At 53.1% G+C, this 10,985-nt stretch carries 9 protein-coding genes; 5 read left to right on the top strand and 4 right to left on the bottom strand.

The window, feature by feature from the left end:
• Positions 1-357, bottom strand: a 357-nt coding sequence (locus tag RTK32_RS12475; protein ID WP_312044389.1) for an inorganic phosphate transporter, incomplete at its 3' end; no start/stop codon positions are given.
• A gap of 244 nt (positions 358-601) precedes the next feature.
• Between RTK32_RS12475 and RTK32_RS12470 the strand changes: the two genes are divergently transcribed.
• The 4 genes from RTK32_RS12470 (at position 602) to RTK32_RS12455 (ending at position 6,096) form a co-directional block, all read left to right on the top strand.
• Positions 602-1,783 (top strand): NAD(P)/FAD-dependent oxidoreductase, encoded by a 1,182-nt coding sequence (locus RTK32_RS12470; protein WP_312044387.1) that lies wholly within the window; start codon positions 602-604, stop codon positions 1,781-1,783.
• 632 nt (positions 1,784-2,415) lie between these two features.
• Positions 2,416-2,628, top strand: a complete 213-nt coding sequence (locus tag RTK32_RS12465) for a hypothetical protein (protein ID WP_312044385.1) — start codon at positions 2,416-2,418, stop codon at positions 2,626-2,628.
• A gap of 229 nt (positions 2,629-2,857) precedes the next feature.
• A complete protein-coding gene (locus RTK32_RS12460) occupies positions 2,858-4,978 on the top strand; it encodes a TonB-dependent siderophore receptor (protein ID WP_312044383.1) in 2,121 nt (706 codons plus the stop codon).
• Positions 4,979-4,995: 17 nt separating this feature from the next.
• Positions 4,996-6,096, top strand: a complete 1,101-nt coding sequence (locus RTK32_RS12455; protein ID WP_312044381.1) for an ABC transporter substrate-binding protein — start codon at positions 4,996-4,998, stop codon at positions 6,094-6,096.
• Positions 6,097-6,147: 51 nt separating this feature from the next.
• On the opposite strand, the gene proP is transcribed toward RTK32_RS12455, so the two are convergent.
• On the bottom strand, positions 6,148-7,653 hold the full coding sequence (gene proP, locus RTK32_RS12450; RefSeq protein WP_312044379.1) for a glycine betaine/L-proline transporter ProP: 1,506 nt from the start codon (positions 7,651-7,653) through the stop codon (positions 6,148-6,150).
• 645 nt (positions 7,654-8,298) lie between these two features.
• On the opposite strand from proP, the gene RTK32_RS12445 reads away from it, so the two are divergent.
• Positions 8,299-8,544, top strand: a complete 246-nt coding sequence (locus tag RTK32_RS12445) for a hypothetical protein (protein ID WP_312044377.1) — start codon at positions 8,299-8,301, stop codon at positions 8,542-8,544.
• Positions 8,545-8,601: 57 nt separating this feature from the next.
• Here the strand turns inward: RTK32_RS12445 and RTK32_RS12440 are convergent, their stop codons facing one another.
• Both RTK32_RS12440 and RTK32_RS12435 read right to left on the bottom strand, forming a co-directional pair.
• The gene (locus RTK32_RS12440; protein WP_312044375.1) at positions 8,602-10,170 is read right to left on the bottom strand and encodes an EAL domain-containing protein; all 1,569 of its coding nucleotides are present in this window, start codon (positions 10,168-10,170) and stop codon (positions 8,602-8,604) included.
• A gap of 432 nt (positions 10,171-10,602) precedes the next feature.
• A partial coding sequence (locus RTK32_RS12435; RefSeq protein WP_312044373.1) for an AI-2E family transporter occupies positions 10,603-10,985 on the bottom strand: 383 nt, incomplete at its 5' end.

Genomic DNA, 10,985 nt, shown 5'->3' with positions numbered 1-10,985 from the left:
GGAAGCAGGCAGACCGAAATACCAGGTGCCCAGGTTCCAGATAATAGCGGCCAGCAGCATGGAAAAGACCATGGCCAGACCGTGAGCCGAGCCTACGTTAAGCAGCAGGTCGGTGGGTAGCAGATGAACGATGGCATAAGCAACGCTTAGCCCGCCCAGCAGTACGCCAAAGAAGTTAAATACGCCGGCCATAACCACCGCCAGTTGCGATCGCATTGCTCGGGTATAGATAACGGTAGCCACCGCGTTTGCCGTGTCGTGAAAGCCGTTGATGGCTTCATAGAACAAGACAAAGAGCAGGGCAAGGACGAGTAACAGGCCGGTATGGTAATCAAGACCAGCAAACAGATGTAGCATAAGCGTTACGCCATTTTGGAGGACATGAACGCGGCGCATTATCAGCGAGAAACCGCGCCGGGGGAAAGTGAAATATAGACTTTTTTTGACATTAATACGTCAAACCGAGTAAATAGCGGTCCTGAAAAGTATAAAAATCATCCAGTTATAAAGATGGCCACGTATGACGCTTTTGTGACGCTGGCAGGAAGCCCGTCTTGTCATTACAATCAGCGTTTTTTTAAGCCTCGGGCCGGAGAGCAGTGTGGACAAATTTGACGTTATCATTATTGGCGCAGGTGCGGCTGGTCTGTTTTGCGCCGCCCAGGCCGGGCAGCGGGGCAAGCGTGTGCTGGTGCTGGATAACGGCAAAAAAGCGGGACGCAAAATTCTGATGTCGGGCGGCGGCCGCTGTAACTTCACTAATCTTTATACCGAGCCTGCGGCCTACCTGTCGCATAACCTGCATTTTTGTAAATCTGCGCTGGCACGTTATACGCAGTGGGATTTTATCGACCTGGTCAATCGTCACGGTATTCAGTGGCATGAAAAAACGCTGGGTCAGCTTTTCTGTGATGACTCGGCCCAGCAGATCGTGGATCTGTTACTGAAAGAGTGCGAAGCCGGGCAGGTGACGCTGCGGCTGCGCAGTGAAGTCCTGAAAGTGACGCAAGATAACGGCTATACGCTGGAGCTGAACGGCAGCGTAGTGCAGGCTGAAAAACTGGTTATTGCTTCCGGCGGGCTTTCCATGCCCGGCCTGGGCGCCTCGCCTTTCGGCTATAAAATTGCCGAGCAGTTTGGCCTGAAGGTGTTCCCAACGCGCGCGGGCCTTGTCCCGTTTACGCTGCACAAACCGCTGCTTGAGCCGCTGCAAACGCTTTCCGGCGTTGCCGTTCCTGCTGTGATGACGGCAGAAGACGGTACCGTTTTTAAAGAGGCCCTGCTGTTTACCCATCGCGGACTCTCTGGCCCGGCTGTGCTACAGCTTTCCAGCTACTGGCAGCCTGGCGAATTTGTGACCATTAACCTTTCGCCTGAGCACGCTCTCAATGCTTTGCTCACTGAAGAGCGCGAGGCTCACCCCAACCAAAGCCTGAAAAATACGCTGGCTAAAGTCTTGCCTCGTCGGCTGGTGGAATGCCTGCAGCTGCTTGGCCACGTGCCGGAGTGCACCCTGAAGCAGCTTAACGGCCGTCAGCAGGCTGAGCTGGCGGAAACGCTTCACGGTTGGCGTGTGCAGCCCAACGGCACAGAAGGCTATCGCACCGCCGAAGTGACGCTGGGCGGTGTGGATACCGATGCGCTTTCATCGAAAACGTTGGAGGCGCGGGATGTACCAGGCCTCTATTTTATTGGAGAGGTCGTCGACGTTACCGGTTGGCTTGGCGGCTACAATTTCCAATGGGCCTGGAGTTCTGCATGGGCGTGCGCGCAGGCGTTGTGAATCCTGCGCTGGCGAAACCGCCAGCCTCCAGGGTCGATCTGCCGCCGGCACTGTGGGCGGCATAACGTCATGCGGGTCAATATTTATCACGCTGCCTGAAAGAAAAAGATTAAAAGGCGTAGAAGGACGAGGCTTATACTGTTAATTTCTTACTCCCCCGGTCGTTCTTCTGACGAAGTAGTCTGCTAAATAAGTTTTCCTGTTATTAATTAATGTAAATGCTTCAGTTAAATCTTGCCGAGACATAAAATAGCGACAGGCGGGTGGATACGTGGAGATAAATATTTATTTTGCAATGGGGTGGAAATAAAGAGGTTTGCTAACGCCTTTAGTCAAAAATATTTCCGATAATTTTAATTATTATCTTTTAAATAAACAGATCACCCTGTTTTTATATGATGTTTTTTTGGAAAACCTCTTTTGCTGCTAAGGCTATGTACTACTATAGCCTCAGTATTATCCGGGGAAGGGTGCGCAGGAACGGCAGGTTATGCCAGTTTTTATATTTATTGATTTTATCCTTTGGTCTTTTTTTTCAGAAAATTCGTCTGGCAGATATTGCCCTTTCTCGCATGGAAATTCGCTAGCCTTTTTATATGTAGTTATCATGGATGTTAACGAAATGAAGCATCATGGCTATAATAGTACGGCCTTTTATCCGGGGTCTTTTGTTCTCTCTGCCGTTATACGTTATGGGATCTTCACCCTGGACCGTTACCGAGGATTCCACGCGCCATGGGGCGACGCAAAATGTTAATCCACTACTCCTCAACAGCGCCAGCAGCTGGCTGGTGACTGCGGATTCCAACCTGAACAGGCTGGCGCTGTTCTCAGCAGCCAGCTGAACCCCCGTTCCAGCGTTTATCTCCAGGTAAAATATGCACACCGCTTGGGGGCGGTTACGGAAGGCTATACCGGCAATGTGGGGCTGCGCTACCCGTTCTGACCGCACAGAAGCGTGCGGAAAAGGGCCTGCGGGCCTTTTTTATTGAGTCGACCGCTTTTTGAAATTGCTAATAGAAATGAAAATTATTATCATCCGCGGCAACTTTACTTCTATCAGCGCTTTTATTGATGAAACCATTTTCTGCTGTCCCTTTTGCCGGGAAAATACCTCTTCTTTTACCTACTCTGCTGTTCAGCACGGCGGCGCTGGCAACAGCCGACACCGCGAAAGAGCAAACGCTGACCGTTACCGCTGACAGTATTGGCGAGACGGGAAGCTATAGCCAGGATACCGCAAGCGCGGCAAGTAAAATGCCGCTGCCGCGCAGTGAAACGCCGCAGTCCGTCAGCGTGGTTACGCCGCAGGTGATAAAAGACTATCAGGTGAAAAGCGTGACCGATGCCATGAAGTTTGTTAGCGGCGTCAGTCAGGGCAACACGCTGGGCGCTATTGAAGACGGCTTCGTCAAGCGCGGCTTCGGCAGCAACTCTGACGGTTCTATTTTTATCGATGGCGTACGCAGCAATCAGGGACTGTCGATGGACAGTACCGTTGATCATGTGGAAGTGTTGAAAGGCTCAGCCTCGCTGCTGTACGGCATTCAGAATCCGGGCGGCATCATCAACCTGATTAGCAAAAAGCCGCAGTATGAATGGCACACGCATATTGGCGGCGAAACCACCAGCGTTGGCGGCGGTACTGGCAGCCTGGACATCACCGGGCCGCTGGGCGACGGCTTTGCTTTCCGCCTGATTGCCGAGCGTCAGCGTGAAGACTACTGGCGCAACTTTGGCGCCAAAGAACATACGCTGCTGTCGCCATCGCTGAGTTGGTATGGCGAAAAAGCCGCTTTTAACATCAGCTATACCGAATACAAATTTGATATCCCGGTCGACCGCGGCACCGCGTTTATCAATAAAAAGCCGGTGAACATTCCCTATAATCAACGCCTGGACGACAGCGCCAACCACGCCTGGGGGAAAAATAAGCGTCTTAACGTCAGCTACGCTTACAGCCTGGATGAAACCTGGGAGACCCATCTTAACTATGCCTGGATGCAACGTCGTTATAACAGTAATGAAGTGCGCGCCACGGCCGTCAACGCGGCTACCGGCATCGTCTCGCGCCGTGCAGACGCCAATCGCGGCTTCAATCATCAGACAACCTATCTCGCCTGGGATATAGGTGGCAGCCCGCAGATTGGGGGGATGCAGCACGATATCATGCTGGGCGTCGACTACGAGCAGGATGAAACCTACAAGGCCTATTCCTATCGCGGCAAAGTCTCAAAAACCTTCAACATGTACGACCCGGTTTATGGCGAAGAGCCACCGGTCAACACAAGTACCCTTGCCGATGCGCAAAGTAACTTACGCACTAACCTCTACAGTCGCTCGCTGTATGCCAAAGACAGTATTCATCTGACCGACAAATGGATAGCCGTAGCGGGTGCTCGTTACCAGCGCTATACCCAAACCGCCAGCAGCGGCTGGGCTAATCCGCAGAGCACGCTAAACGATCGCGGTGATGCCTTCCTGCCGCAGGTGGGGCTGGTGTATAAAATGCTGCCGGATCTCTCGCTCTACGGCAGCTACAGCAAGTCTTTCACGCCTTCAACGCAGACTGACGACGACGGTAACGTCGCCTCTACGGAAAAAGGCACCACTTATGAAGTGGGCGCAAAATGGCAGGTGCTGCCCGCCGTATCCACCACGCTGGCGCTGTATCGTATTGATGAGAAAGATATGTCGGTGCTGATCAACGGCAGTACGCGCACCATCCCTGAAGCGCGATCTACCGGCGCGGAAGTGGAAATCAACGGCGAGCTGGCGCCGGACTGGAATCTGATAGCCACTTACAGCCATGATAAAACGGAAATCGTCGAGGATAATATTCATCCGGCCAACGTAGGCAATCGTCTGGCCAATGCGCCAGCTAACAGCGGCAGCCTTTATCTGACGCACGGCATGCGCTTTTCCTGGCTGCCGGGTGAGGTACGGATTGGCGGTGGTGCACGTTACGTTGGGTCGCGCGCGGGCGATCCGGAAAACAGTTTCACTCTGCCAGACTATACGGTTGCAGATGCTTTCGCCGCCTGGGACAGCAAGCTGGTGGGCAAACATACGCAGCTAAAGCTCAACATTAATAATCTGTTTGATAAAGCCTACTACGAATCCAGCGGCGGCAACCTGCGTGTCAGCAAAGGTGCACCGCGCGAAATCGTCGTTTCAGCTTCTGTTGATTTCTGACCCTGACGGAAAATTTGATGAAAAAATGGCTGATCCTGCTGTTGTTGTTAGCCTGCGCTACGCTGCAGGCGAAGACCCTTACCGATATTTTGCAACGCAAGGTGACGGTACCGGATAATCCACAGCGCGTGGTACTGGGTGAGGGGCGACTGCTTTATACACTGGCGCTGGTGGAAAATGGCAATCCGCTGCGGCATGTGGTGGGTTGGCCCGGCGATCTGCCGCATTACGACAGGCAAACCTGGGCACGCTACAGCACCGCGTTTCCCGCGATGAAGAAGATTCCGCTGATTGGGGGAGCTAATCCGGGCCAGCTCAGCATGGAAAAAACGATCGCGTTGCGGCCGGATCTGGTGATTTTGCCACTTTACGCCAAAAAGCCTGCGGCGCAGGACGACATGCTAACGCAGCTGGGGGCAGCGGGAATTCCGGTTATTTACGTCGATACCCGAATCGATCCGCTGAAAAATACCGTGCCGAGCCTGAAAATTCTGGGCGAGGCGCTGGGCGATCCGCAAAAAACACAGCGTTTTATTGCCTTTTATCAACGGCATATGGCGCTAATCCAGGACCGCCTACGTCAGGCTGCGCCGGTCAGGCCGCGCGTTATGCTGCAACTCCATATTGGCCGTCGGGAAGGCTGCTGCACCACGGTAGGACACGGTAATCTGGCCGATCTGCTGACGTATGCAGGCGGCGACAATATTGCGGCCGGTCGATTCAGCGGCGTGTTTGGCCAGCTCAGCGCAGAAGCGGTACTGGCTGCCCGGCCCGATTTTTTTCTGGCGACCGGACTGGGCGATGCGCAGCAGCCACATCGGCTACAGCTTGGCCCTCTGGTAGACTCTGCGACCGCGCAGCAAAGTTTCTCGCACGCGCTGGCGGGTCAGCCGGTTATCTCGCAGCTGGCGGCTGTTCGTCAGGGCAAAACCCTGGCTATCTGGCACAATTTTTATCTGAGTCCGTGGCATCTGCTGGCGGTGGAAGCTATGGCTAAAACGCTGCATCCGCAGCTGTTCCACGATCTGGACCCGGCGAACACGCTGCGTGAAATGAACGAAGCATTTTTGCCGCTGCCGGAAACCGGCACCTACTGGACAGCGGGCGGAAAAAGCTGACGGAAGGGCAAAAAAAAGCCCGCATCTGCGGGCTTGTTACATGACTCGTTGTTACTCGTTAATGCGGGGGTGCTGGTTGATCAGGTGCTTACGCTTTTCTTCCAGCTCGGCAATCTGCTCGCTAATATCTTCAATCTTGCTCTCGATATTATCGTGATGTTCCTGCAGCAGCTCTCTTGCTTCGGCAATATCAGAAGCAGCAGGCGTTGCGCCACGCAGCGGCATATTGGCCGTTTCCTTCATCATGATACCGGTAATCAGACCGACAACGGCTACCACCATCAGATAATAGGCGGGCATATAGAGGTTGCCGGTGGACTCCACCAGCCAGGCCGCCAGCGTTGGCGTCAGGCCTGCTACCAGAATGGAAATATTAAAGGCGCTGGCCAGCGCGCTGTAGCGGATATGGGTAGGGAACATCGCTGGCAGCGACGAGGCCATCACACCCGTAAAACAGTTCAGGATCACCGCCAGCAGCAGCAGACCGGCGAAAATCAGCCCCATCACGCCACTGTTAATCAGCATAAAGCACGGAATTGCCAGCAGCAGCAGGGCGATACTGCCGATAATCACAAACGGACGACGGCCGAACTTATCGCTCATCAGCCCCATTACCGGCTGCACAAACAGCATACCAATCATAATCGCGATAATAATCATTACGCCGTGATCTTCGGAGTAGTGAAGGTTATGCGACAGATAGCTTGGCATGTAGGTCAGCAGCATGTAGTAGGTGACGTTGGTAGACAGCACCAGACCAATACAGGCCAGCAGGCTTTTCCAGTGCTTGGTCGCGATGTCCTTAAACGACACTTTAGGGCCGTCGGCCAGACCTTCGCGGTCACCCTGTTCCAGCTTCTCAACATGCTGCTGGAACGCAGGCGTTTCTTCCAGCGCATTACGCAGATAAATCCCGATCAGGCCCAGTGGCAGTGCTACGAAGAACGGAATACGCCAGCCCCATTCAAGGAAGTTCGCTTCGCCGATCACGGTAGAAATCACGACCACCAGACCCGCGCCGGTGACAAAGCCGACGATAGACCCAAAGTCCAGCCAGCTGCCCATAAAGCCGCGTTTGCGGTCCGGCGAGTATTCGGCCACGAAGATAGAGGCGCCGGTATATTCACCCCCTACGGAGAAGCCCTGCGCCATTTTACACAGCAGCAGCAGGATGGGCGCCCAAATGCCGATAGAGGCATGAGAAGGTATCAGGCCAATACAGAATGTACTGACTGACATGATAACAATGGTAATAGAGAGGATTTTCTGACGACCATACTTATCGCCCAGTGCGCCAAAGAACAGGCCGCCAAGCGGGCGGATCAGGAAAGGAACGGAAAAGGTTGCCAGCGCGGCGATCATCTGTACGCCAGGGTCAGCACCAGGGAAAAAGACCTGGCCCAATGCATAGGCGACAAAGCCATATACCCCAAAGTCAAACCACTCCATAGCGTTACCCAGCGACGCTGCGGTAATGGCCTTGCGTAACCTGGCATCATCAATGATCGTTACGTCTTTTAAGCCAATTGGCTTAACACGCTTCCTACGTAGCTTCATATAAAGCACCCTGTAATTGACTGTTTCCCGGAAATAATCTTACGCCCTGCTCATGCCGCCACGGCGGAGAAGCAGAACGAATGGTGTACGGGCTTACGCCCGGCAGACAGAGATAAGCAGCAAATTCGTTCTTTTGTTAACAAACATCTGTCAGCTTCCAGTATATCGTCTCTGCGCTGCGTAACATAATTTCTACCTGAAATTAGATTATGTAACCAGCGGTAACCGGACGCCAGAGCGTACCGGGAACGGCATGTAACAGGGAAAAATAGAAGCAAAGCACCGCCCGGTCAAATGAAAATAAGAGAGAAAGGCACCTGCTTTTATATTCAGGTTAAGCCTTACACCCTGCCAATTTTAGTATTGCGCCTGTTGATATGATAGGTAATACTGCCGGGCGCCGTTATGCGGTGTGACAATGTATAATAAAAATCGTTTTCATTTAGAAAATTACCGTCTGGAAAAAACGGGCGCCAATTTAAAATTCTGCCAGTCTTAGTAACGTCTTACTCGTCAGCCCCTCAGGATTAATTTATCAGAAAAATTAAGGCCTGGTGACGCAAAGATGACGGAAGAAACAGCGACGATGACGGTTGCCCGGTTTAAGAATAAGTGGCCGGAAAAATGCGGGGTTTAATATACCAAATGATTGATAAATATAATTTTTTATCTTTGTTCCGTTTTTGGAGATATCGCAAGAAAGGCTATTTAGATATATATCAAGAGCATCAGCAGGTTTCAACGCAAATTATCACCATGCTGGGCAGAATTAATGACAGGACGAAAGCCCATCGCGAAAAGGCAGGGATAACGCACAGCGAACAAAAAAGGGTCCTTGAGGACGATGCGGTGAAGGTGGCATTACGGGCTGCGCAGAAGCTGCGTAAATGAAATTGAAAATCGTTACGGTTTTTGCCGACGGCCTTAATTCAGCCTGCTTCTGACTATTTAAGTTAGTGGACATTGGCCTTCCTGCTGCATCCAGGACATAAATAACCGACTGTCCATTGGACGGGCATAATAGTAACCCTGAATAAACATCACCCCACGCGCTTTCAGGTAGTGGAGTTGGGTGGCGTTTTCTACGCCCTCGGCCACAATTTTTAGTCCCAGCTTGTGGCTTAACGTGATGATCGCATCCAGCACCGGCGCTTCGCCCTTTGTTGACTCGATAGCGTTGACGAAGCCGCGGTCAATCTTCAGGTAATCCAGCGGAAAGGTTTGCAGATAAGAGAGCGAGCAGTGGCCGGTGCCAAAGTCATCAATGGCGATATGAATCCCTTCACTGCGCAGTAACTGCAGCTTTTGCACTACGTCTTCTCCGTCAGAAAGCAGGCTGCGTTCGGTCAGCTCCAGCGTGATATCCGGCCGGTGTACCGCCATACCCCGGGCAAAATAGCGCATATCCTCAACAAAATCATCATGCTGTACATGGGCGGCCGCCACGTTGATCGCCAGACGAAAATCTGGCGGCAGGGTCCACTGTTTTGCGTCTTCCAGCACCAGTTCGATCAAATGGCGAGTCAGCGGGATGATCATCTCCTCCGCTTCTGCAGCGCTGATAAACATATCCGGCCTGACCCAGTGACCGTCAGGCCGCTGCCAGCGCATCAGCACTTCAGCCCCGCTGACTTTGCCGCCAGAGATATGGTAAATCGGCTGGTAATTAACGGAAAACTCCCGATGGAGCATCGCTCGCCGCAGCTGGTCACGCGGCGAAAGTTTACGTTTCAGCCAGTTATTGGTCACGGTCATTAGCAGCAGTGAAAAAATCAACGCCATGGGCACAAAGGTAAACAGGCCCTGGCGCCAGGTAAAGGCAATATCGCTGGCGGGCGAAGTCACTTCGACCTCAATAGGGTAGCGGCGGGAATGTTCGCTTAGCGTTATCGCCTGCAGAAGACCCGACGGCGGCCTGTCAGCCGCGCCACCGCGCAGAGCAAAGCCACCGCCAAACTGCAGCTGAATATTGTTATCCTGGCTTTTGCCGACTGCGTTCATGACATCCAGCAGATATTGGCCGTCAATGACCACAAAAGTGCTGAAATGCGCGGGAGTGTCCTGCATAAAAATCACGGCCGGGCGGTCTTTTACCGCCCATGTTTTGCTTAACGACAGCATCCACTGTGCTTCGCGCCCGGCCGGGGGCTGGCGCTGAATAACGGTGGCGATATCATTACGCTGGCCGCCGAAAGCGGAAGAGCAGGTTACCCGACTATCGTGCATAACGCCTATGGAGCGGAAGTAGGGGGACAAGGCCGCGTGTTTTTGCAGCTTGTCATTGATTTGCCCGCAGGGCTGCTCCGGAACGCCCTGAAGTTCGCCGATGGTATCCCAGGCTCTGTCACTGATTGCTTCAGCATGGGCCAGCAGCATTCTCGCCGTCGCCGCCTGCTGCCGCTTAACTACCTGTCTGGCATCAATAAAAGTAAACAACAGACAAAGGAGCAGCGGCACCACGCCTGCAATAGCCAGCAGCATGCCTCTTTTTTCACTGCTTCTTTTCGGCTGATCCATTCATATCCCCTGTGAGTGGCTTCCCTGCACCCCTAAAAAGGTAAAGGTAGCATGACACCGAAAAAAAATTCAGGCGCACCCTCGCGTAGCGAATTTTAAATAATTAAGAGTTTGATCATCGCTTCCGCTATACGTTTCTTACAGGGGCGCATGCACCGGTGCGGCCCCGGACACCCATCACGCTGTATTCAGGGCGATTTTTTTGAAAATCGCCCTGTTTTATACCGCGCCACTTCGCGTCTGTATCATGGACGTGGAGTGGCGCGGTGCCAGCATATCGCCGCGCGGCTAAACCGCGCGTATTTGCACTCGCTTTTCACGATGAGTTTCACCCGGGAGGTCGCCCGGCTTGAGGAATGGCTGCGAAAAAATCCTTATAGAAATCACGTCACACATCCGGATAAAAGCCGAGCCACACGGGGCCGCTGCCAGCTATTTTTGCAATTTGGGTTTTGCTGTTCTGGGCGGCCTGCCGTTACCCAGCAGAATCGCCAGTTTGCTGCCGCCCGGCGTGGTTTCCATCAGGATTTTGCACACGCTGGTAAGCGGTACGGAAAGCAGCATGCCTACCGGCCCCAGCAGCCAGCCCCAAAAAATTAGCGATAGAAACACCACCAGACTGGACAGCCCCAGCCCTTTCCCCATGACGCGCGGCTCCAGCATATTGCCAAACACCATATGGACTGCGCTGAAGAGTGCCGCGACCAGCGCCGCTTCATAAACGCCGTTTAGCAGCAGTGCCTGAAGCGTAGGCGGGATACCGGCAATAATCGGCCCGATATTAGGGATGTAGTTTAAAATGAACGCTATCACGC

The sequence above is a fragment of the Erwinia sp. genome, from assembly GCF_031978025.1.
In the GTDB taxonomy this organism is placed as follows: Bacteria; Pseudomonadota; Gammaproteobacteria; order Enterobacterales; family Enterobacteriaceae; genus Erwinia.
The sequence above is the reverse complement of the archived record's forward strand: the minus strand, read 5'-3'. Positions and strand labels throughout refer to the sequence as shown.

Bases quoted from the DNA above. Each gene is read 5' to 3' on its own strand.
- RTK32_RS12445 (WP_312044377.1), top strand. From the start codon at position 8,299: ATGATTGATAAATATAATTTTTTATCTTTGTTCCGTTTTTGGAGATAT.
- RTK32_RS12465 (WP_312044385.1), top strand. From the start codon at position 2,416: ATGGCTATAATAGTACGGCCTTTTATCCGGGGTCTTTTGTTCTCTCTG.
- RTK32_RS12460 (WP_312044383.1), top strand. From the start codon at position 2,858: ATGAAACCATTTTCTGCTGTCCCTTTTGCCGGGAAAATACCTCTTCTT.
- RTK32_RS12455 (WP_312044381.1), top strand. From the start codon at position 4,996: ATGAAAAAATGGCTGATCCTGCTGTTGTTGTTAGCCTGCGCTACGCTG.
- proP (WP_312044379.1), bottom strand. From the start codon at position 7,653: ATGAAGCTACGTAGGAAGCGTGTTAAGCCAATTGGCTTAAAAGACGTA.
- RTK32_RS12440 (WP_312044375.1), bottom strand. From the start codon at position 10,170: ATGGATCAGCCGAAAAGAAGCAGTGAAAAAAGAGGCATGCTGCTGGCT.